Here is a 24,347-nt window from a genome sequence, read left to right on the forward strand (position 1 = left end):
TTAAAATTTATAACCGCGGTGCAATGCGACAATGCCGCCAGTCAAATTGTAATAGCTAGTTTGCTCAAAACCAGCCTCGTCCATCATACCTTTTAACGTGTCTTGGTCTGGGTGCATGCGAATAGATTCCGCTAAATAACGGTAACTATCTGCATCGTTAGCAACCACTTGACCAATCTTAGGTAATAAATGGAATGAATATGCATCGTAGACTTTTGACAGAGCTTCCATTTGTGGTTTCGAAAACTCCAATACCAACAAACGACCACCAGGTTTTAAAACACGGAACATTGAGCGCAATGCTTTATCTTTATCCGTCACATTACGTAGACCAAACGCAATCGTAATACAATCAAAGTGGTCATCAGGAAATGGTAATTCTTCGGCATTGGCTTGCACGTAATGTACATTACCTACCACGCCAAGGTCGCGTAATTTATCGCGTCCAACATTCAGCATTGAATTATTAATATCAGCTAAAACCACATGGCCATTATCACCGACAATACGAGAAAACTTAGCAGTTAAATCGCCTGTACCACCGGCAAGATCTAACACTTTATGACCAGGACGAACACCACTGCAATCGATAGTAAAACGCTTCCATAAACGATGTATGCCAACCGACATCAAATCGTTCATAATGTCGTACTTTGCCGCCACAGAGTGAAAAACTTCCGCTACTTTCTCCACTTTTTTATCTTTTGCGACAGTGGTAAAGCCAAAGTGAGTCGTATCGTCTTGAATGATTACATTATCTGATTGTACTTGTTTATCCGTCATGGTTATTCCGATTATTCAATCTCAGTGAGGATCTGGGCCAATAAAAGAGCGCTTAGTTTACTTTATCCTCAAGCGATTGTCTGTCATTGTGAAAATCATTTTGCGCAATTTCTGCTAAATTCGGTGCAATCTCTTTTTTGACTTCAACCCCTAAACTTTTAAATCCTTCGGCTTGACGAATCAGGTTACCTTTTCCTTGTGATAATTTATTCATAGCGCCTTGGTAGCTCGATTGTGCCCGATTTAAAGCCGAGCCTACCGAATCCATATCATCCACAAACAAACGCATTTTGTCGTATAACTTGCTTGCTTTATCAGCGATCAGTTTAGCATTCTGGTTCTGCCTTTCATTGCGCCATAAATGATTAATAGTGCGCAGCGCAACGAGTAAAGTGGTTGGACTTACCAATATGATATTTTGTTCCATCGCATCTTTCACCAACCGAGGATCAGCTTCCATCGCCAATTGGAAGGCAGGCTCAATTGGGATAAACATCAATACATAATCAAGTGAGGTAATCCCTTGTAATTGATGATAATCCTTTTGACTGAGCAACTTAATATGGCTCCTCATCGCGATTAAATGCTCAGTAATGGCTTTAGATTTATCAGCGTCGGTCACGCCATTAAAATAACGTTCAAATGCCACTAACGTCATTTTGGAATCAATAACGACTTGCTTATTTTCAGGTAAATTAACAATAACATCCGGTTGATAACGCTTTCCATTTTCATGATTCAAACTGACTTGAGTTTGATATTCATGCCCTTCGCGCAGACCTGAATCTTTTAATACATTGGCGAGAACCACTTCTCCCCAATTACCTTGCTGTTTATTGTCACCTTTCAATGCTTGAGTCAGATTAACGGCATCTTGAGCCATTTGTTGATTCAATTTTTGCAAATGACGAATTTCATGCACTAAGGTGTGTCGCTCTTTTGCTTCATGATTAAAACTAGTATCAACCTGTTGTTTAAAACCGTGTAATTGCTCTTTTAACGGTGACAATAATCCGTCTAGACTAAGCTTATTTTGCTCATCAACACTTTTCACTTTTGCTTCAAATACTTGGTTGGCCAAGCTTTCAAATTCTACTTTAAGCCTTTTCTCTGCTTGCTCTAGTATCTGCAATTTCTCTTGCGCGGCTTTTTGTGATTCAGTATGCCTAACTTCTAATTCTCGGTTAGCGGTTTTATAGTCGCTCAATTGCTGTTGTATCTGTTGATTCGCTTGCTTTAATTGCTGCATTTCGACTTGCTGAAGCTCTAAATAATTTAGCTTCTCCTTGCTTGCCATCAACTCCCCATAAGCTTGACGAGCATCAAATTCTGATTTATCACGAGCCATATCAAGCTGCTCTAATTCTTTTTGCTGTTCGAGATTAGATTGCTGTAAGTGCTGGATCGTTTGTCGAAACAAATTCACTTCACCAATGTGCTTCTCTTCTATTGCCAATTGCTTGGATTGATAACGATAACGAAGCCAAACTGCAAGCATCATCAAGCTAATCGTTATCCCTATTAGGCAAAGTATTATCAAATCGTTATCATAAGTGAACCCGTGCATATAAACCCTTATGGCTTGTTTTACTTACATAAATAATATTAGATACTGTATAAATGTCCAGTCTCTTGTCAAATCTTCCTTACTAACATTGAAATGGATAACCAATGAGCGATATAAAAAATGAACGTACCGCCATCATTCTTGGACTTTGTGCGGTATTACTTTGGTCAACGGTGGCCACGGCTTTTAAACTTACATTAGCGCAGTTTAGCCCAATTCAAATGTTAGCAATCGCAAGCCTTGTCTCCGCCATCACATTACTGTTAATTTGTGGTTATCAAGGAAAGCTTAAGCAAATAGGCTGCGTCTTTTTAAGTAACCCTTGGTTTTTCCTTTTACTTGGATTAATCAATCCTTTCGCTTATTACTTAATATTATTTAAAGCCTATGAGCTTTTACCTGCCTCTCTAGCACAGCCTTTAAATTACAGTTGGGCAATTACATTAACCTTAATGGCATCAGTTTTTCTCGGTCAAAAAATTCGTCGCCAAGATTGGTTCGCATGTGGTTTAGGTTACTTTGGCGTTTTGGTGATAGCAACGAAAGGTGATTTATTCGAGCTTAATTTTGACAGCCCTCTTGGCATTACTCTTGCCTTATTATCCACACTTTTATGGGCATCTTATTGGATCCTCAATACGAAAAATAAATCTGATCCTGTCGTGGTGGTATTACTTGGTTTCTTAGTGTCATTGCCATTTTCGGCTAGCTTGGCTTGGTATGAAGGTCATCCATGGAGCCAGATTACTTGGCAAGGCTGGATGGCAGTTTCTTATGTGGGATTGTTTGAAATGGGGATCACTTTTATCTTATGGTTGAGTGCATTAAAGTTAACGTCCAATACTGCTCGTATCAGTAACTTTATTTTCCTTTCGCCATTTATTTCATTGTTATTACTTTCTCAAATCATAGGCGAAACAATCTATCCATCGACAATTATTGGCTTAATATTTATTTTAATTGGTTTGATGATTCAGCAAATTAAATTTAAACGAAATTAAACTATCCGACCAACCTTATTGATTAAATTGATATATTTATGGCGATTGGGTTTTATTATATGGCTTGTTTTTTAGCGAGAAACTGCTGTAATTCGGCAACTGAAAATCCTTGATCTTTCATCTCTTGCGCAATCTGTTGGATATGTTCATCTTTACGTGATTCTAAAACTACTTGAAATTGATAAATAATATCTCTTAGATTTTCTAGGGGTACTTGTTTAGCGGCACTGCGGATTCTCTCTTGGCTTTGATTTCCCAATCCAGCCAGTAACTTTCCATACATGACTTTTTCAGGGCTATCTTCTAGCTGCTCTAAGATTCGAGCCATTTCATAAGTGGTCATAGACATAAGTAATTTGATTTTCCAGAGTAGGATATTTTATATTTTGAAGCCCTTAAATATACGCTTCCTATTATTTTTGGCAAATTATATTCAGTATATAAAATCACTTATTTATATTGGTAGTTTTCTTCCTAAAGTAAAAAGTACAGCTATCAAATATGGTTTCACGTGAAACCTGCAAGCGCTCTCTCCAATCTGAAAATCATAAACTTATAAGCTGTAATTATGATGCTATTTTTCTTTATACTTCACTTTAACAATGAAAAGTTAATGTTAAGATGAGGCTGTATCTCAAAAATGACAGTAATAAAAAGATACTTACAATGCCGCACATTATATTAAGGATAAAACATGTCACGCCATATTTCAGATCGTATTCAAGCTTTACGCCAATGGTTGGTTGCCAATAATTTAGACGCCATCATCATTCCTCACGAAGATGAATTTCTCGGCGAATATATTCCCGAACATAATGAACGCCTCGCTCATATTTCAGGATTTGTCGGCTCTGCAGGCGCGGCCATCATCACTCAAAAGCAAGCAGCGATTTTTGTCGATGGTCGTTATACGATTCAAGTGACTAAACAAACACCAAGTGATATTTTCTCTTACCATCATTTAATACAAGAGCCACCACTAACTTGGGCAACCCAAAACTTAAAAAAGGATGCCCGCTTAGCCATCGATCCTAAAATGCACTCAGCTACATGGTTTGAAAAAGCATCGCTACAAGTGTCTGATCATTTAAACATGATCAGTGTCGATCAAAATCCGATTGATATTATTTGGCAAGATCGTCCTGATCCGATTGAATCCACGATGCGATTAATGGATATTGAATTAGTAGGTCAATCGAGTGTGGCAAAACGTCAGCACATTGCCGACACCCTTCTACATACCAATACCGATGCTGCGCTTCTTACTCAATTAGATTCTATTTGCTGGTTGCTCAATATTCGCGGTTTAGATGTTTCTCGTCTGCCAGTATTATTAAGTCATGCCATTATTCATCAAGACTCAAGTGTAGATTTCTTTATTGCCGCTCATCGTGTTCCTAGTAACTTCACTCAACATGTTGGCCCAAATGTACGAGTGCATGAACCAAAGGATCTAGAGAAAATTCTCTCTACACTCGCCAATAAAAAAGTACTGGTTGATCCAAATACCAGTAACGCATGGTTTGCTCTGACCTTACAAAAGCATAATGCCATTATCCATCCTGCAGCCGATCCATGCTTACTCGTTAAAGCTTGTAAAAATTCAGTAGAAGCACAAGGAATGATCAATTGCCATGTACGTGATGGTGTTGCCATGGTGAGCTTTTTAAGTTGGTTAGATAAAGAAGTTGAACAAGGTCAAATGCATGATGAAGATGTTCTGGCGGCCAAACTTCAATACTATCGCGAGCAAGACTCAACGCTTGCTGACTTAAGTTTTGATACTATTTCCGCAGCCGGAAGTAATGCAGCGATGTGTCATTACAACCATGCTGATCAACCTGAATTTGGTAAACTTTCACTCAACAGTTTGTATCTTGTGGATTCAGGTGGCCAATATCAAGATGGCACTACGGATATCACACGTACCGTCGCTATTGGGCAACCAAGTGACTTCATGAAGCAACAATTTACCTTGGTACTAAAAGGTCATATTGCTTTAGCAAGTGCACGCTTTCCAAAAGGCACGACGGGTAGTCAACTTGATATATTAGCTCGTCAATTCTTGTGGGCAAAAGGTTACAATTACGATCATGGTACTGGTCATGGTGTTGGTCACTTTTTAAGTGTACATGAAGGACCACAACGTATTTCCCCTGCTTACAACGGCGTAGCTCTGCAAGCTGGAATGGTAGTTTCCAATGAGCCGGGTTATTACCGTACGGATGAATTTGGTATTCGTATCGAGAACTTAGAACTGATTGGTGATGTTGAGTCGGATGGCGATCTTGAATTACTTGGTTTTCAATCTTTAACTCGTTGCCCAATAGATACTCGAGCCATCAATATTGATATGTTGAACCGCCCGGAGTTAGCTTGGTTAAACGACTATCATCAAAAAGTATGGAACGATTTGAGTCCTCTGGTTGAAGGTGAAGTGAAATTATGGCTAGAACAAGCGACTGCCCCATTGTCTTATACCGTAAATTAAGGGTTAACAAAACATCGCTAAACTAGTACGGAATAAGCCAGCACGACTTGAATAGACAAAAATAAAAAGGCCCACAATAAGCTTCAATTGTGGGCCTTTAGTTTATGTTTCACGTGAAACATTAAACTATAATTAAAGCACTAATTAGCCAGAGTATGCATGATGCCAATCCGTCCATACTGCTTCATAACCACGAGATTTCACCGCTTCTGCTACCGATGCGGCAGAGCGCTCATCACTAATCGCAAACTGCTCAAGCTCAATATCATCATTGGCATAACCACCTGGCTGTGTTTTTGAGGCGGCCGAAATGCTAGTAATTCCCAAACCTAAAACATTGTCTCGAAACTCAGGTGATTCACGAGTAGATAATGACAATTCAACCTGTGGATTAAATAAACGATAAGCACAAATAAGTTGTACCAGCTGTTTATCTGACATTACTGATTTTGGCTGAACTCCACCTTCGCATGGTCTTAATCGCGGAAAAGAAATTGAGTATCGACTTTGCCAATACCGCTTTTCCAAATAGTGCAAGTGACTAGCCGCAAAGAAACAATCGGTTCTCCACTCTTCCAATCCGATTAATGCACCTATACCAATCTTATCGATACCTGCTTTAGCTAATCTGTCTGGTGTATCTAGCCGATAATAAAAATCTTGTTTATTGCCACGTAAATGATGCAAGGCATAAGTCGATGGATGATAAGTTTCTTGGTACACCATCACCGCATCCAACCCTAACGTTTTCAATTCAGCGTAATCATCTTGATCAAGCGGTTGAACTTCCATTGCTAGATAACTGAATGACTTTTTAATCAACGGCAGCGTTTGTCGAAAATAATTCATACCGACTTTGGTTTCATGCTCGCCAGTCACCAATAGGACACTATCAAATTTCATCTTTTTGATTGCCGCTATCTCGTCACTAATTTCATTCTGATCTAGCGTTTTTCGCTTAATTCGGTTGTCCATGGAGAAACCACAATAGCTACACGAATTAGCACAAAGATTAGAAAGATAAAGCGGTATATAAAATCCCATCGTATGACCAAATCTTTGACGTGTTAACGCATAAGATTTTTGTGCCATGACTTCTAAATACGATTCAGCTGCGGGTGAAATTAGCGCTTTAAAATCTTCTAAATCACACTTTGGTTTAACTAAAGCACGTTCAACATCCTCCGCCGTTTTACTGTAAATCGACAGCTTAATACTATCCCAATCCAATTTTTTAAATTCATCAATATAACTCATCACAAGCCACCTAAGATAAAAATGCCGTTAATGGACTGGAAGCTATCGCTTTTTGACTCGCGCCAGCTAATCCTGAACGGTAAGCTAATCTCCCCGCTTCTACTGCGTACTTAAATGCTTTCGCCATCATAATAGGGTCACTAGCAGCAGCAATAGCGGTATTAACCAATACAGCATCGGCGCCTAACTCCATCGCTTGGGCGGCATGTGAAGGTGCTCCAATCCCTGCGTCAACAATCACAGGAATGTTAGCTTGCTCAATGATAATTTCTAAGAAATCTTTTGATGCTAAGCCTTTATTCGATCCAATCGGTGAACCGAGCGGCATGATGGCAGCGCAACCAACTTGCTCAAGATGACGACAAAGAACAGGGTCGGCATGGCAATATGGTAGCACCACAAAACCAAGTCGAACCAACTCTTCTGCCGCTTTTAATGTTTCAATTGGATCAGGCATCAGATATTTAGGGTCGGGATGGATTTCTAACTTTAACCAATTGGTTCCGAGTGCTTCACGAGCCAACTCTGCTGCCATAATTGCTTCTTTGGCATTTTTTGCACCAGAAGTGTTCGGCAATAGGTTAATTTTTGCTTCTATTAGTGGCTGTAAAATATCATCGTCTTGATTATGTATATTGACACGCTTTAACGCCATTGTAGATAATTGAGAGCCTGAAACTGCCAATGCTTGAGCCATCGTGTGTTTATTGGCAAACTTTCCGGTTCCGGTGAATAAGCGAGAAGTAAATACTTTATCTGCAATTACAAGAGAATCAGAGCCGAAAGTATCAGGCTCGATACTAAGATTTGAACCTTGATAAGATGGTTGAGTATTCATAAAATTAGCCCCCTGCAATTGCTTGGAAAAGTGAAATATCATCACCAGAATTAACATGCACTTCATGCCAACGTGATTTTGGAACAATATTATTATTTACCGTGATGGCTATATTCTTGATATCAACCTTTAAATCTTGGATGAGTCCTTGTAGAGAAACCGGCACATCCAATGCGATGGCTTCTCCATTAATCATTACATTCATCTTCTTTCCTAAGAATTTGAACGCGTTCCCTTCAACTTATTTACTTATTAAAATAGTCACAATAATCTCAGTCATCGATTATTAATAACCTATATTTTATCTATAAGTGACTACAAATAGGACACGAAGGGTCCACGCTAATATTAAATTTTTGCCAAGTTAATGATTGCCCATCAAAGAGATTTAGGACATTCGGCTTTAACTTGGCGTTTTGAGTGATGAGCTTGATCGCTTCTAGTGCTTGTAAATTGCCTAACGTTCCAACTACTGGGCCGATTACCCCATTTTCAGAACATTTCAATCCCGCACTATCATCTTGATACGGCACGGCGCAGTGATAACAAGGTTGCTTACTTTGCCTAAAATCAAATGTCATCAACTGGCCGACCCAGCCAATAGCTGAACCTGAAATCAATGGAGTATCCGATTCAACACATGCCTTGTTAACCGCTTGACGGGTGGGAAAGTTATCGCTGCAATCTAGTACTACATCCGCCATCATCACTTCTAAATTTAGCCTGTCGCTTTCTAAAAATGACTCGACACTGCGTACTTTATTACTAGAGTTCAGTTGCTTGATTTGGTTAACCGTTGCTTTCGCTTTATTCACACCAACATCGGACTCACGATAAATCACTTGGCGTTGTAAATTAGACGATTCAACACAATCACCATCGGCAACGACCAGCTGACCTACACCAGCAGAAGCAAGATATAAGGCGACCGATGAACCCAATCCACCACACCCAACAATCAGTACTTTACTGGCAAGCAATAACTCCTGCCCTGACTCCCCAACTTCAGGAACCATAATTTGACGTTGATAGCGTTGAAACTGTAAATCGTTCATAAGTAGCCTTTTAAAAATTAAGCTCAAATCCAATTATGCTGATTCAGCAATACATGCCTCATCTGTTTGCATAATTTGCGCAAATAGGTTGATGGCTAATTGTATATCAGGAGCTTGAGTAATGGCACGCACAACGGCCAAACTCGTTACACCACATTGCCAAACTTGCTGAGCATTGGATAAATCTATTCCACCAATCGCAACGGTTGGCTCACTTGGTACTAGGCTACTGATCATTTCTTGATATAAGCGCAGCCTAGTCAGTCCTTGTGGTCTTGATACCATCTGTTTAGTTGGCGTGGGAAAAATATGCCCAAGTGCAATATAACTAGGATTGATCTGTGCCGCTTTTAGGATTTCATAGTAACCATGCGTCGATAAACCTAATCGTAAACCTGACCGTTCAATTACTCCTAAATCTGCGGTAAGTAAATCCTCTTGCCCTAAATGCACACCATAGGCTTTATGCTTAACGGCAAGTTGCCAGTAGTCATTAATAAAAACTTGCGCATCATGCTCACGCCCAAGTCTTATCGCTTGCTCAATTTGCCACTCTAAGTCACTTTGATCAGGGGCCTTAATTCGTAACTGAATTGTTTTCACTCCAAACTTGAGTAACGCTTCAATTTGAGTAAATTCCGTCACCACTGGATATAAGCGAAATTTATCTCTTTCTATCTCAGTAAAATCAAACAAAGACTCTTGAAGATTCTCCCACTGAAACTGAAGTTCTAATCCCTGCTCTACCCGCTCATTAACCAATAAAGGCACGGGAAATAAGAAGCGCTCTTTTGGCCATGTTTCACGTGAAACATTCAACACGGCATCTGCTGAGTTCAATTTTTCTGATGATGAAATATGAGAATGCGATACAGCCGCTCGCGCTAAAGTTAAGGCATCTTCCAAAGGAAAATCCAAACTAAGACAAGCAAAGAACCACGCTAAATGACGATGTGGTTCTAGATGTATTTTCTGCGCTGAACGTAAAACGCAAAACTCTGCTTCAGTATTAAGCCAAATATCATGATGCTCACCATTAAATAGTGCATCAATATAAACGGCGTTTTTATTCAATACTGTCGGCAGTGAAGCGCCATCTAAATACACTAAATGCCGAGCTTCGCTTTGAGATAGGTTTGAGGCCAGTTCATTTGATGTTAGCTCTGACTCCTCCTCAAAAGCAGGAATAGGATCATTCAATTGCACCGAAAATATATTGTCTTTAATACCATCGTGATAAATAAAGTCTCCACTACCACTGTTGCTTACTTGAATATGATCAGTGGCAAATCCGACTTGGTTAGCTGCGCTTAAGCATTGCAAGAATATCGCTTTGATATCATCATGCTGTGGTGGCAATTTAATCTTAATCATTAAACCTCCTGCTCCGATTCTTCAGGCTGATGAGATACCGCCGGATGGTATAACTCCGATCCTGTGGCTAGGAACTCAGCTGATTTTTGTTTCATCCCTTCTAGCGGATCATCTAGCATCTTGATATTAATCGCCTGATCCGCTGCTACCTGTTTAGTATCTTTAGCGTACTCTCGTACTTCTTGTGAAATCTTCATCGAGCAAAATTTTGGTCCACACATAGAACAAAAATGCGCGACTTTTCCAGACTCTTGCGGCAGGGTTTCATCATGGAAAGCCAACGCAGTTTCAGGATCGAGCGATAGATTGAATTGATCATGCCAGCGAAATTCAAAGCGCGCTTTGGATAAGGCATTGTCTCGGATTTGAGCCCCAGGATGTCCTTTAGCTAAATCCCCAGCATGCGCGGCTAATTTATAAGTTATTAAACCCGTTTTCACATCTTCTTTATTTGGCAATCCAAGGTGCTCTTTAGGCGTGACGTAACACAACATAGCGCAGCCAAACCAACCAATCATGGCCGCACCAATACCGGAAGTAATATGATCGTAACCCGGTGCAATATCGGTTGTCAGGGGACCTAATGTATAAAATGGCGCTTCATGGCAATGCTTTAGTTGTTCATCCATGTTCTCTTTGATCATATGCATAGGCACATGTCCTGGGCCTTCAATCATTACTTGCACATCATATTGCCACGCCACTTTGGTTAACTCGCCCAATGTGCGTAGTTCAGAGAATTGTGCTTCATCATTCGCATCTGCAATCGAGCCGGGGCGTAAACCATCGCCCAAAGAAAGTGCCACATCATACTTGGCACAAATCTCACAAATCTCACGAAAATGGGTGTAAAGAAAGCTTTCTTGGTGATGCGCTAAACACCATTTAGCAATAATAGAGCCACCGCGAGAAACAATACCAGTCACGCGTTTAGCGGTCATAGGAACATAGCGAAGTAGCAAACCGGCATGAATGGTAAAGTAATCCACCCCTTGCTCAGCTTGCTCAATCAAGGTATCGCGCATCACTTCCCAGTTAAGATCCTCTGCAATACCATTTACTTTTTCTAATGCTTGGTACATTGGAACCGTACCAATCGGCACAGGACTGTTACGCAAAATCCACTCACGAGTTTCATGAATATTACGACCAGTAGACAAGTCCATTACCGTATCGCCACCCCAACGAGTTGACCACACGAGTTTTTCAACTTCTTCTTCAATCGATGATGATACCGATGAGTTACCGATATTGGCATTCACTTTAATTAAAAAGTTACGGCCAATGATCATAGGTTCAGATTCGGGATGATTAATATTAGAAGGAATAATCGCGCGTCCTTCTGCTACTTCTTGGCGTACAAATTCAGGCGTTATTTCCTTGGGTAAATTAGCACCAAAGTTATTACCTGGATGTTGTTGGTTCATTTGTTCATCGACAAATTTCTGGCGACCCATATTTTCTCGAATCGCAATAAACTCCATTTCAGGAGTGATAATGCCTTGTCTTGCATAATAAAGTTGAGTGACACACTGGCCAGGTTTAGCTTTACGAATTCGGGGTAAATTACCATAGCGAAGATCATCTAAAGTTTCATCTTCAAGTCTTTCTTTGGTGAAAGACGAGCTGACATCCACTAGAACTTCGGTATCACTGCGCTCTTCTATCCATTGTTCTCGCAATTTCGGGAGGCCGGTGTACAGGTCGATTTGATAATCAGGATCGGTATACAAGCCAGAAGTATCATAAACTTGGATGGGTTCATTCGGTTGAAAGACAGGATTTTTTTTACCACCACCAATTAAGCTATCTGCGAGCGAAATTTCTCGCATTGGGACACGAATATCAACGCGGCTACCTTCAATATAGGTTTTTGATGAATTGGGATAAGGTTGAACAGATAAAGACTCAATGAAATTTTTTGCTTCCATTCGAGCTTGTTTGCGACTTGACGACATAGCATTTTCCTTTAACTTTTTGAGTTAGGGCTCCCAAGGGAGTAAATGCTTGACGGATTTTGATGCACAAGAATGCAGATCTGCAAAATAAAAATACAGCTACATTAATAGAGGGGTAATATGGATTACTCTTCTCTCGTTCCCTACGCAGGTATTAGCCTGATCAGGTTCACGGATCCCGCAATGACGCGGTCTCAGCCTTATGGCACTCCGACAAGTGAAAAATAGTATAGACGATAACGAATTTATAACAATATTAAGCTTAGTTTTTAATCAAAAAATGATAACCCACCCACGCGGCTGAAATACTCAAAAAGACATTTAACAACACGTTTAAGCCCATTTTGAAGAAAGCACCTTGCTGCATAAGTAAAACATTATCCATTGAGAAGGTTGAAAAAGTGGTTAATGCTCCCAGAAAACCTAGCCCAATAATCAATCGCCAAGGAGACTCTGGAATCACACCATTTTGCATCGCTGCCATTAGAAGTCCCATAATTGCCGAGCCGACCACATTCACAGTGAGTGTCCCATACGGAAAGCCTCTTCCGAGCAACGCAACACAAAACTCAGAGATTAAATAACGTGAACAAGCCCCGACAGCCCCACCTAACGCGATATAACTTAAAATAACTAACTGGCCCACAATACTCTCCCAGATAAAAACAGACATTTTATTCATACATAGATTGCATCAAACAGAGGGGAATTATCCGCTCCTATCTCTAGCTTTTTTCGACCTCTAATCCCAGAATATTCGCCACATCTTGTAGCTCTTCTAGCGAGTCTAAAAATAACAATGCATTAGAATCATCGACCGCTAAATAAAAACTGTTTGAACCATCGAGCGCCGTAATGGTGATCGCGTGAATATTCTCCACTTTATCCGTCACTACTAATCCACCAATCGCAATACGAACTTGACCTTGATAAATTTCAATCAATACGCCTTGTTTGGTTTTAAACTCACCCATCATTATCTTGTGCTTCCTTCTTTTAATTTATAAGCCATCTAAAATTGCTCTTAACTTAAGCGGCTTGACGGGCTTAGCGAGCAATTTAAATCCTTCGTTCTGAATCATTTGACTGACTTCAGGTGATCGATCGGCGCTAATAATAACACCCTCAAAGCCATCACCCAATTGATTACGTAAATGCAATAATACCTCTAAGCCTGTTCGTCCATTATCTAAATGATAATCAGAAAAAACCACTTCAGGGTACCAATCATTATCCATCGCTTGCAGGCTTTGCTGTAAGTTAAGCGCGGTTTTTACTTCACAGCCCCATCGTGCCAATAAAGATTTCATTCCTAATAAAATATCGGGCTCGTTATCTACACACAGCACTTTAATATTGGCTAAAGGAGCATGAGGCAATGTTGGAATTAAACTTGGTTTTTGGGGAAGTAATATACCCACATCTAATGTGACGGAAAATACGGTACCTTTACCCGGCCAAGAACGAAGTTCAACTTTATGATCCAACAGCCGAGCAATGCCTCTAGCAATCGCCAACCCTAACCCCAACCCTTGATCGGCTCGGTTTTGATCCACACGCGTGAACTCTTCAAAAATTTCACTTTGTTGCTCGTCTGGAATACCAATACCGTTATCCCAAACTTCTATTTTGATCTGTGGGTTTTGGCTACGCCGATGAAGATGTCGAACACCTAGAACTACTTTTGCTTGCTCATCCTCCTTTTGGCTGTAACGGAAAGCATTGGTAAGCAAATTTTGTAATATACGACGTAATAACTTAGGGTCAGATTTCACCACAACACTTGAAGGAATTCGATTAAATTCTATTTTTTGCTGAGTGGCTAACACGCTAAATTCTGCATCTAAATTATCGAGGACTTCATGTAATGCAAAGCTTTTGATTTCGGTTGGAACGTTGCCTGACTCTAAGCGTGAAATATCCAACAAATCCCCAATCAAATCTTCAGCCGCACCTAAAGCACTTTCAATATGAGCAGAAAATTGTTTGGTGTTTTGATCTTGTGCGGTTTCAGTCAAAGATGATGCAAATAAACGCGCAGCATTGAGAGGCTGCATTAAGTCGTGACTCACCGCGGCAAGTAATCGACTCTTTGATTGCAATGCGTGCTCAGCACTTTGATTGGCTGAAATTAACTGAGTATTTAAGATTTCTAATTCTTGGGTACGAACCTGAACGCGGTCTTCCAAGGTTTCATTAGCTTCTTTGAGTGCCTGCTCTGCTCGGCGAAAGGCGGTAATATCAGAGAAGCTCATTACAAAACCACCACCCGGCATTGGGTTGCCTTGCACTTCAATGACTTGACCGTCTTCACGTACACGCGAAGAGGTGTGCTTAGTACCGCGCTCTAAATGCTTTACTCGACGACGCACATGGCTATCAGGATCACCTGGGCCACATAATCCTTGCTCGGCATTATGACGAATGACGTCAGCAATCGGTCTTCCGACTTGGATCAATCCCGGAGGAAATTCAAATTGCTCTAGATAGCGTTGATTCCAAGCCACCAATCGAAGTTGTTTATCCACCACCGCAATACCTTGGCTAATATGCTCAATCGCGCCTTGTAATAAACCTCGGCTAAAGTCATACAGCTCCGAAGCTTCATCAACAATCGCGGCAACTTCTTCAAGTTGCATATTACGGCCTTGTAACGCAGAAGTAAGTACTAACCTAGAAGAAGATGCTCCAAACACTCCCGCTAACACTCGTTCTGTATGACGGATCAATTGCGCGGATGCTTGTTGCTGTGGCATCAAGGTATGTTGTTGCTGTTTCCAAAATAATTGAAAAGCATGACGAGCTCGTTTACGCCCCACAAATCGAGAGGCCAGCATCTCTAATTCGGCCACGCTTACTCGACTTTGATATAAGCTAACATCTTCATTTTCAGGTAATGGAGTTCCAACAAATGAAGCCGCTTGTAAGCGCTCACTTAGGCTGGATCGCGTAATTAAAGAGACGAATATATAAGCTAGCGTATTAATAATAAGACTGAGTGCCATTCCCCAATCTGAAGCTTTAAGCTTTAAAATTTGCAACCATTCTGGTGGTGTTAATAACCACAGCAACAAATTGGTTTTATCACTACCCGCGAGCATATTAGTTTGCAACATTAAGGTGGCGAGCCACACCAACATTCCAAATAACAAACCAGCATAGACCCCTTTACGGTTACCTTTACGCCAATACATTCCACCTAAAACCGCCGGAGCAAATTGTGCAATTGCCGCAAACGACAGTAAACCAATCACCGATAATGAAGAAACTCGATCTAAAACTTGATAAAAGCCCCATGCCCCTAATAGCAACAATGCAATCAAGCCTCGCCTTACGTTAAGTAGCAATCCCGATATCTGCTTCGGTTTCGCATTAGAAAGGCGCATACGGCGCAACAACATCGGCCACACCAGATCATTGGAAACCATGATAGTCAGGGCGATGGTGGAGACGATAACCATACCACTTGCCGCTGAAGTTCCACCTAAATATGCCAGCAACGCGATAGTTTCCGAGCCAACGCTTAAAGGTAAATTAATCACATAAGCATCGGCGCTAGTACCAGGAAGGAAATGCTGCCCTGCCCACGCGACTGGCAGTACAAATAATCCCATTAAGAATAAATAGACAGGAAAGACTCGTCGCGCGGTGTGTAAATCACGCGCTTGGTCGTTTTCAACAATAGTGGTGTGAAACTGACGCGGCAAACAAATAATCGCAGCCATGGTCAGAAACATATGAATAACAAGGGTGGGAATATTGGGAGATTGATAATATTGCTGAGCGAGTTTAGGCAGTGAAATATCTGGCGTGTTGATGATCAACATCAGCACAAATACGCCCACCAATAAAAAAGCCACCAACTTAACGATCGATTCAAACGCAATCGCCATCATAATGCCACGATGATGCTCAGTATTATCAATATGGCGAGTGCCAAAAAGCATGGTGAACATGGCCATCACACCAACGACAAACCACGATACTTGCAGATCTTGGTACCCGAGGTAATCCATTAAATTTGGGGCAACTAAATCCAACCCCATAGTGATCCCACGCAGTTGCAATGCAATATACGGCAAGATCCCAATCACGGCGATTAAGGTCACCGTAATGGCTAAACCTTGTGACTTTCCATATCGCGCGGCAATAAAATCAGCAATGGAAGTAATGTGCTCGCGTTTAGTAATTAAGATTAAACGTGCGAGGATACGCCAACCAAAAGTAAAAACGATAATAGGTGCAAGGTAGATAGGAAGAAATGACCAAAAATCTAAGCTGGCTTGCCCAACCGTGCCAAAGAAAGTCCATGAGGTGCAGTACACCGCGATCGATAAACTGTAGACCCAAGGTCGCCATTTAAATAACCAACTTTTTTGACGATCACCGTACCAAGCAATTAAAAACAATACGCCTAAATAGGCCAGTGATACGGGAATTACAATCCATCCTTGCATAACACCTCGGTTCCGCTGTCCATATTCCGTCATCCATACGGAAGTTAAATAAAAGCCTCAAATCCAGTATTAATAATACCGTGAATCGAGGCTTAAATTGTGCATTGCACAGAAGCTTGTCTCAATCTATTTTACTGGGATCTGTGCAGCGACTACTGATTTTGGCTCATCCAGTTTAACAAATAATGCCAATACGCCCATTGCAGCCATCACCCAGAAGATGCCTCCATCCCATAATTGGAATCCCCAGCCACTTAATGCCGTCATCACTGCCACAAAACCGCCCATTGGAATCGCATTATATAAAGCCTGTAATGCCACCATTTGATTATCATCCACTTGTTGGATATAACGAATCGTCGCAAAGTGAGCCACGGCAAATGTCACGCCATGCAGCAGTTGAAATATCACCAACGGCAAAACATCAGTACTAATGGCAAGCCCACTCCAACGCACAATCACACCCGTTGCCGACAATAAAAACATTGCTCTTAAGCTCCAATGGGCAAACAAACGACCACTAAAGGCAAACATTAATACTTCCGACACCACTGAAATACTCCAGAGATAGCCCACAACGGACTCTGAAATACCTAACTGTTTCCAATAAATCGCACTAAAACTGTAGTAAGCCGCATGAGACCCTTGAATCAATGCAATTAAAAATAAGAATTTAATGACATGAGGTTGCTTTAATATTGCCCATAGTTTTGGTCTTGCTTTCTGGTGTAGATCAGCCGAAGAAACGGGTAATACAGACGGAGAGCGCAACGATAAAATTAACGTAGCAAATAACCCCCCAATCACGGTATAAACGATCATCGAGCTACCAAAACCGTCCACTAAATATCCCACTAAAGTGGACGCGACAATAAAAGAGACCGAACCCCATAAGCGACTGCGACCATAATCCAATAACTTTAATTTACTGTAGTGATTCGCCATCGCATCAGACAATGGGATCCCTGGGCCAAAGCAGGCATTAAAGCCAATGGTCACCAGAGCCAACAACCAAAAATTCCCACCAGTAAAGAAATAAGCAATAGCAAAAAGAAGTGCGGCAAAGGTACAGAGACGCAAAGCAGGCATTAAATGTTCGACTTTATGCAAACGTGGCGTTAAGACTAAATTGGTTAAACACCGAGTTGCAAAACCGATACCAATTAATAGGCCAATATCGCTGGCTGAAACACCTTGATCTGAAAACCATAATCCCCAAAAAGGTAAATACACCCCATAAGCAAAAAAGAAACCGCCAAAATACTGAGAGACCCAACCGAAAGGAGATGGTTTAAACATGTGACTACAAACTCTGAAAAATAAAAGAAAAGTATTATGCCTAGCGTAAAAAGGAATTCACACTAAAGAACACACGACGCTAAAAGTAATTCGCATTACTGTGAGATGTGAAGTGATAAACAGATTCATTCTTTACGCTTTTTTACGTTATGGATCAACATATTTACATTGAACCAATTTATACTCACATTAACGCCATATAATTTATTTATCGTATAACGAATTCAAATTTCCTTCTATTTACGGCGGCATGAAATCATACTGGCAAACGGTTTTCATACCATTGGTAATAGACGCACAAACCCAAACGGATAAATCAGTGAAAAAATTCCCTAAAAAATATTGGCTCGTTGGCCTAGTGGTTATATCCGGTGGCTATTATTATTGGCACTCTCAAACCAATACCGCCCCAACACAGAACTATGCCACCGTTACTGTTCATACGGGTGATATAGAGCAAACCGTTCTCGCCAATGGCATGTTACAGGCTTCTAAATTGGTTAATATCGGGGCGCAAGTTTCTGGTCAAATCAAAAACCTCGCGGTGAATTTAGGTGATGAAGTAAAACAAGGTGATTTGATCGCTCAAATTGATGACCTCACTCAACAAAATAATCTCAAAGAATCTATCGCCTCTTTAAATAGTATTAATGCTCAAATTGAGGCGAAACGTGCACAAATATACCAAGCTCAACTAGAGTTTAATCGTCAAAAAAGTATGCTCGCCGCCAGAGCAAGCTCCAAAGCCGATTACGATACTGCGCAAGCAACACTCACCGTTTATAAAGCAGAATCCAAACAACTCGAAGCGCAAAAACAACAAGCAATTATAAAAGTGGATACCGGTAAACTCGATCTAGGTTACACCACTATTGCAGCGCCCATTGACGGTACTGTGGTTTACACCGCCGTTGAAACTGGGCAAACCGTTAACGCCAATCAAACCACACCGACCATAATTGAACTGGCGCAACTCGATACCATGACCATCAAAGCACAAATCTCAGAAGCCGATGTGGTTGATGTAAAACTAGGACAAGAGGTCTACTTCACCATATTAGGTCGACCTGATCATCCTTATCGAGCCAAATTACGAGCAATCGAACCGGGGCCGACGTTAATGAATGGCAATGATAGCGTGCTCACGATTGGTGACAGTGATGCTATTTATTTCAATGGCTTATTTGATGTAAACAACCCTGATCGAGTATTACGCATCGGTATGACGGCGCAAGTATCGATTGTCTTGAATAAAGCGAAAGACGCTCTTCTAGTACCTTCACAGGTATTAACAAAAAACGCCAAAGGCCAAGGTTATCAAATTCCAGTATTAGTGAATGGTCAAGTCGAACAGCGTCAAGTCAAAGTGGGTTTAAACAATAAAGTGAACGCGCAAATTTTATCTGGCGTGAAAGCTGGCGATGAAGTAGTGGTTGGTATTGCAACCATAGGCGCACCTTCACCATCCGATCGTAAATCGCGTGTAAGGTTGTAATCATGACTGATGCGTTATTGCATATCTCCGGCGTATCACGTTGTTTTTCAGCTGGAGAGCAACAACTTACCGTTCTCAACAACGTTGATTTAGAAATAAAACGTGGCGAGATGGTCGCCATTGTCGGCGCTTCAGGTTCTGGAAAATCCACATTAATGAATATTCTTGGTTGTTTGGACAAACCATCCAAAGGCCAATATTTTATTAATGGACAAGACACCTCCCAAATGGAAGTGGATCAACTCGCCGCCCTACGCCGAGAACACTTTGGTTTTATTTTCCAACGATACCATTTACTCGGAGATCTAAATGCGGTCGCCAATGTTGAAGTGCCAGCCGTCTACGCAGGAAAGAGTAAACACTCTCGCCATAAACGCGCCGAAGAATTATTAACCCGATTGGGCTTAGGAACTCGCTTAGATCACAAGCCCAGCCAACTCAGTGGTGGCCAGCAGCAACGAGTTAGTGTTGCGCGAGCCTTGATGAATGGTGGCGATGTCATTTTAGCTGATGAACCAACCGGTGCATTAGACAGCCACAGCGGCAAAGAAATGATGCTGTTACTGCAAGAGTTGCATCAAGATGGCCACACGATCATCTTGGTTACTCACGATATGGATGTGGCACAATTTGCCGACCGCATTATCGAAATCAAAGATGGTGAAATAATCCAAGATTATCTCAACAATAAAGATCGAATCACCACTCAAAAGCAATTAGAACCACGATCTGCTAAGAGCAAAAATATAATCTCAACCCAAATCGATCGTATTAGTGAAGCCTTTAAAATGGCGCTCATTGCCATGTCGAGTCACCGCTTACGCACCTTTCTAACTATGCTGGGCATCATTATTGGTATTGCGTCGGTCGTCTCCGTGGTGGCTCTTGGCTCAGGCACCCAACAACAAATCTTACAAAACATCTCATCACTTGGCACCAACACCATTGATGTTAGACCCGGTACAGGATTTGGTGACAGGCGATCGGGACGTATAAAAACTTTAACGGCTGCGGATGCTAAAGCCCTAGAAAACCTACCTTTCATTGATAGTGTTACGCCGAGCGTCAGCACATCAGTAACTATTCGTGCCGGAAATCAAGCTGTAACGGGCAGCGTTCAAGGTGTAGGTCCTGCTTATTTTCGTGTTTACGATTACCAGCTAAACCAAGGCCAATTTTGGGATGAAAACAGTATCAAAACCCTTGCTCAAGAAGCCGTGATTGACAGCAACACCAGCCAAGAATTATTCGATGACGCGAATCCAATTGGTCAGGTGATCTTTTTAGGTCGGTTACCGGTTAGGATCATTGGTGTCACCAAACCCAAAGATCAAGCATTTGGACGCAGCGATACGTTGAATGTTTGGATACCTTACACCACGGTTGCAGGGCGCATGCTGGGGCAAAATTACTTAAACAGCATTAGCATTCGGCTTAATCCAGAAGTACCAAGCGATGCTGCTGAGCAAAGTATTATATCCTTGTTAACCATACGCCACGGCACGGAAGATTTTTTTACCATCAATAGCGATACCATTCGTCAAAACATAGAAAAAACCACTGCCACTATGACACTACTCATTTCTGCGATTGCCGTCATTTCGTTGATCGTCGGTGGTATTGGAGTCATGAATATTATGTTGGTCTCCGTCACCGAACGAACCCGTGAAATTGGTGTTCGCATGGCGGTTGGCGCAAGACAAAGCGACATTTTACGTCAGTTTTTAATCGAAGCGATTTTAGTGTGTTTATTTGGTGGTCTATTGGGCATTGGCTTAGCTTATTTACTCGGCTTTGCATTGCAATCCAGTGGCGCGGGTTTCCAAATGATCTACTCATCGAATTCCATTATTGCGGCATTCTTATGCTCGACTTTAATTGGCGTATTATTTGGATTTTTACCTGCTCAGAATGCGGCAAAATTGGATCCCATTGATGCATTAGCAAGAGATTAAAATCGATCGTCACTCTTGATAAAAGCGCTACTGATAAAAGCGCTATTCGACTGAGGCCATAGACCAAAGTCGTCTAGCGGTACATAGTAATATTAGTCACACTCATCTTGCTCCAGTTATGGGGGAACGATCGCCGCCAACGCCGCGACACCTTCAAGTAAGAAGAGTATTAATGCCTGATAAATTCAACATGACATTGGCTCCATTCGACTGCTTAACCAAGCGAGAACAAGCACGCTTACGCCAAAGTTTGGATGTGGCTTATTTTCGTGAATACGACACTATTTTATCGCCAAATCAAGATTGCGAAGTGCTGCATATTGTCATTAAAGGAGCGGTAGAAGAAACAGATACACAAGGGAAAGAGGTTTTTGCCCATTACACCCCTGATGATATGTTTGATGTGAGAGCACAATTAGATGGCATAACTAAACATCGCTACACCGCGCTTGAAGATACATTAAGTTATTTATTACCACGTAGCGTCTTCCAAGAGTTCTATCAACATAATCTCGATTTCGCCGCTTACTTTGATAGCAACTTAACCAAGCGTCAGTCTCTTTTAAAGAGTGCTCATCAGCAACAAAATTTAGCAGAGTTTATTTTAACCAAAATCGACAGCCATATTTACCAAGCACCCTTAATTTTCACGCCACAAGATTCTCTGCAATATGTCACATCAAAAATGCAGTTAAAAAAGATCGATGCTGCCTTGGTTGAAATAAAAGCCAATGATTATGCCATCGTCACTCGTACCGACTTATTGCACGCCATTGCATTAAATGGTCACTCGCTTCAAACGCCAGTACAAAATATTGCTACTTACCCGGTGCACGCCATTGAGCATGGTGAGTACCTATTTGATGCCATGATCCGCATGACTCGAAATCGTTGTAAACGCTTGATGGTAAAACGCGGCTCAACCGCTATTGGTATGTTGGATATAACCCAAGTATTGTCGGCATTTTCAACCCATTCGCACGTATTAAGCTTGCGCATTTCGAATGCCACAAGCATTGAAGAACTGGCACTCGCTGCGCATCAACAGCGAGAACTTGTCACCAACTTACATAAAAACGGTATTCGCACCCGCTTTATGATGGAGCTTATCGCCGCTCTTAATGAACACATTATCGAAAAAGCTTTTGAGCTCATTGTCCCTAAAAATCTGCATGACCACTGCTGTTTATTAGTATTAGGATCTGAAGGCCGTGGTGAACAAATACTTAAAACAGACCAAGATAACGCCTTAATTATTAAAGATGGCCTACATTGGCACCAGTTTTCACCGCTCATGGATAAGTTAACTCATACCCTGCAACAACTCGGTTATCCATTGTGTAAAGGGCAAGTGATGGTGAGCAACCCTGATTGGGTCAAATCACAATTAGACTGGAAGAAGAGCTTATCAGCTTGGGCGCAAAGCAATACGCCACATTCCGTTATGTCTCTGGCTATTATGGCCGATGCATTAGCAATTGCCGGAAACACCCAACTACTCTCACCGGTCAAACAACACTTACACAACCTTATGCAGCAACAGTCATTATTACTCATGCAGTTCGCCCGCCCGGCTTTAGGTTTTGCGGTGCCTTTAACCTTATTTGGTCAAGTAAAACAAAACAAACAAGGCATCGATATTAAACAAGGCGGTATTTTCCCTATTGTGCATGGCATTCGAACACTGGCGTTAGAATATGGCATTACCGCCACCAATACTTTTGAACGAATTGAAAAACTGGAACAAAAACAGGTATTAGCTACGCTCACCAAAGACAACTTATCAGAGGCTTTAAAGCTCTTTTTAAAATGGCGGTTAACCCAACAATTACAACTTAATCATCACCATAACATTTTAGACACCAAACTACTTAACCGAACCGAACGCGACCTATTACGCCACAGCTTACATGCCGTGAAAAAATTCAAACAGTGGCTTCGTTATCACTATCAAATTATAGATTAAAGTACACTTTGAGGAATGATAAATGAATCTACTACAACGACTCTGGTGGTCATACCGATTGAAAGGATCGGACTATCAATATTTATTTCGTCGAGATAAGACCAATAAAGCAGTCCAGAAAGAATACATTTCGCTGGATTGTGAAACCACCAGCTTAAATCCAGCACAAGCGGAGCTAGTAACAATAGCGGCAACCAGAATTATTGGTAATAAAATCATCACCAGCCAACCTTTTCATATTCGCCTTAAAGCGCCACAATCTCTCGATCAAGGCTCGGTACGAATCCATCACTTACGTCACCATGATCTGCATAATGGTTACCATGAAATTGATGGTATTAAGGCTCTGTTAGCTTTTATCGGTAATCGTCCTTTGGTGGGTTACCACATCCGCTACGACAAGGCGATTTTAGATCGTGCTTGTAAAAAACATTTAGGCTTTCCTCTGCCCAATCCATTAATTGAAGTCAGTCAGTTATATCATCAAAGACTTGAGCGCTTATTACCAAACGCCTATTTTGATCTCAGCCTAGAAACTATCTGTCGTCATTTAGATTTACCCATCCAGCAACGGCATGATGCTCTACAAGATACAATTACCGCCGCATTAATTTATGTCCGCTTGACCTATGGATCACAACCTACACCTTTCATTACTAAGTAAAAATACCTTTTCAGAACTAGAATATAAGTCTCATTTTGTGTGATTCATCGCATAAAAAAACCAATAAATTCAATATTTAATCCTAAAGTCTAATTGTGATGAGATAAGGATAAGCAGACAGTTGACGTACAAGAAAAAATACAATCACCAGCATTAAGATGAACTAATTAAGAGTCTGACTCATCCA

General features: G+C 41.2%; 19 protein-coding genes and 1 riboswitch. Of the genes, 6 read left to right on the forward strand and 13 right to left on the reverse strand.

The annotated features are described in order from the left end of the window. The gene (gene ubiE, locus HC725_RS14815; protein WP_190332647.1) at positions 1-783 is read right to left on the reverse strand and encodes a bifunctional demethylmenaquinone methyltransferase/2-methoxy-6-polyprenyl-1,4-benzoquinol methylase UbiE; all 783 of its coding nucleotides are present in this window, start codon (positions 781-783) and stop codon (positions 1-3) included. Between the two features lie 52 nt (positions 784-835). Beyond that, positions 836-2,350 carry a DNA recombination protein RmuC gene (gene rmuC, locus HC725_RS14820; protein WP_190332648.1) on the reverse strand — a complete coding sequence of 505 codons (1,515 nt, stop codon included), beginning with the start codon at positions 2,348-2,350 and terminating at the stop codon, positions 836-838. Positions 2,351-2,454: 104 nt separating this feature from the next. Between rmuC and HC725_RS14825 the strand changes: the two genes are divergently transcribed. Then, on the forward strand, positions 2,455-3,351 hold the full coding sequence (locus tag HC725_RS14825; RefSeq protein WP_190332649.1) for a DMT family transporter: 897 nt from the start codon (positions 2,455-2,457) through the stop codon (positions 3,349-3,351). A gap of 55 nt (positions 3,352-3,406) precedes the next feature. Here the strand turns inward: HC725_RS14825 and tsrA are convergent, their stop codons facing one another. Then, complete coding sequence (gene tsrA / locus HC725_RS14830; RefSeq protein WP_190332650.1) at positions 3,407-3,700, reverse strand: H-NS-like global regulator TsrA; 294 nt, start codon at positions 3,698-3,700, stop codon at positions 3,407-3,409. Between the two features lie 345 nt (positions 3,701-4,045). Between tsrA and HC725_RS14835 the strand changes: the two genes are divergently transcribed. Continuing rightward, entirely contained in the window at positions 4,046-5,842 is a 1,797-nt protein-coding gene (locus HC725_RS14835) for an aminopeptidase P family protein (protein WP_190332651.1), read from the forward strand. Positions 5,843-5,986: 144 nt separating this feature from the next. Here the strand turns inward: HC725_RS14835 and thiH are convergent, their stop codons facing one another. The 10 genes from thiH to HC725_RS14885 form a co-directional block, all read right to left on the reverse strand. Continuing rightward, on the reverse strand, positions 5,987-7,099 hold the full coding sequence (thiH, locus tag HC725_RS14840) for a 2-iminoacetate synthase ThiH (protein WP_190332652.1): 1,113 nt from the start codon (positions 7,097-7,099) through the stop codon (positions 5,987-5,989). Between the two features lie 10 nt (positions 7,100-7,109). Beyond that, positions 7,110-7,937 carry a thiazole synthase gene (locus tag HC725_RS14845; RefSeq protein ID WP_190332653.1) on the reverse strand — a complete coding sequence of 276 codons (828 nt, stop codon included), beginning with the start codon at positions 7,935-7,937 and terminating at the stop codon, positions 7,110-7,112. Positions 7,938-7,941: 4 nt separating this feature from the next. Further along, entirely contained in the window at positions 7,942-8,142 is a 201-nt protein-coding gene (gene thiS / locus HC725_RS14850) for a sulfur carrier protein ThiS (protein WP_190332654.1), read from the reverse strand. 100 nt (positions 8,143-8,242) lie between these two features. Continuing rightward, positions 8,243-8,992, reverse strand: coding sequence for a HesA/MoeB/ThiF family protein (locus HC725_RS14855; protein ID WP_190332655.1), 750 nt, complete (start codon positions 8,990-8,992; stop codon positions 8,243-8,245). 33 nt (positions 8,993-9,025) lie between these two features. Beyond that, complete coding sequence (gene thiE, locus HC725_RS14860) at positions 9,026-10,366, reverse strand: thiamine phosphate synthase (protein ID WP_190332656.1); 1,341 nt, start codon at positions 10,364-10,366, stop codon at positions 9,026-9,028. Then, positions 10,366-12,324: a phosphomethylpyrimidine synthase ThiC gene (thiC, locus tag HC725_RS14865; protein ID WP_274601408.1), complete on the reverse strand. Its 1,959-nt coding sequence runs from the start codon at positions 12,322-12,324 to the stop codon at positions 10,366-10,368. Before thiC ends, thiE begins: the two co-directional genes overlap by 1 nt. A gap of 123 nt (positions 12,325-12,447) precedes the next feature. Then, positions 12,448-12,547: riboswitch (TPP riboswitch) on the reverse strand. A gap of 39 nt (positions 12,548-12,586) precedes the next feature. Further along, positions 12,587-12,970 carry a fluoride efflux transporter CrcB gene (crcB, locus tag HC725_RS14870; protein ID WP_190332657.1) on the reverse strand — a complete coding sequence of 128 codons (384 nt, stop codon included), beginning with the start codon at positions 12,968-12,970 and terminating at the stop codon, positions 12,587-12,589. Between the two features lie 79 nt (positions 12,971-13,049). Then, entirely contained in the window at positions 13,050-13,301 is a 252-nt protein-coding gene (locus HC725_RS14875) for a hypothetical protein (RefSeq protein ID WP_190332658.1), read from the reverse strand. Positions 13,302-13,325: 24 nt separating this feature from the next. Further along, complete coding sequence (locus HC725_RS14880) at positions 13,326-16,781, reverse strand: hybrid sensor histidine kinase/response regulator (protein ID WP_190332659.1); 3,456 nt, start codon at positions 16,779-16,781, stop codon at positions 13,326-13,328. A gap of 126 nt (positions 16,782-16,907) precedes the next feature. Further along, positions 16,908-18,080, reverse strand: a complete 1,173-nt coding sequence (locus HC725_RS14885) for a 3-phenylpropionate MFS transporter (protein ID WP_190332660.1) — start codon at positions 18,078-18,080, stop codon at positions 16,908-16,910. 250 nt (positions 18,081-18,330) lie between these two features. On the opposite strand from HC725_RS14885, the gene HC725_RS14890 reads away from it, so the two are divergent. The 4 genes from HC725_RS14890 (at position 18,331) to HC725_RS14905 (ending at position 24,160) form a co-directional block, all read left to right on the forward strand. After that, positions 18,331-19,575, forward strand: a complete 1,245-nt coding sequence (locus tag HC725_RS14890) for an efflux RND transporter periplasmic adaptor subunit (protein ID WP_190332661.1) — start codon at positions 18,331-18,333, stop codon at positions 19,573-19,575. 2 nt (positions 19,576-19,577) lie between these two features. Then, positions 19,578-21,530: a MacB family efflux pump subunit gene (locus HC725_RS14895; protein WP_190332662.1), complete on the forward strand. Its 1,953-nt coding sequence runs from the start codon at positions 19,578-19,580 to the stop codon at positions 21,528-21,530. 172 nt (positions 21,531-21,702) lie between these two features. Beyond that, entirely contained in the window at positions 21,703-23,496 is a 1,794-nt protein-coding gene (locus HC725_RS14900; protein ID WP_190332663.1) for a DUF294 nucleotidyltransferase-like domain-containing protein, read from the forward strand. A 22-nt stretch (positions 23,497-23,518) separates the two neighbouring features. After that, positions 23,519-24,160, forward strand: coding sequence for a 3'-5' exonuclease (locus tag HC725_RS14905; protein ID WP_190332664.1), 642 nt, complete (start codon positions 23,519-23,521; stop codon positions 24,158-24,160). Positions 24,161-24,347 lie beyond the last annotated feature (187 nt).

Source organism: Vibrio sp. S17_S38 (assembly GCF_014694375.1).
GTDB lineage: Bacteria > Pseudomonadota > Gammaproteobacteria > Enterobacterales > Vibrionaceae > Vibrio.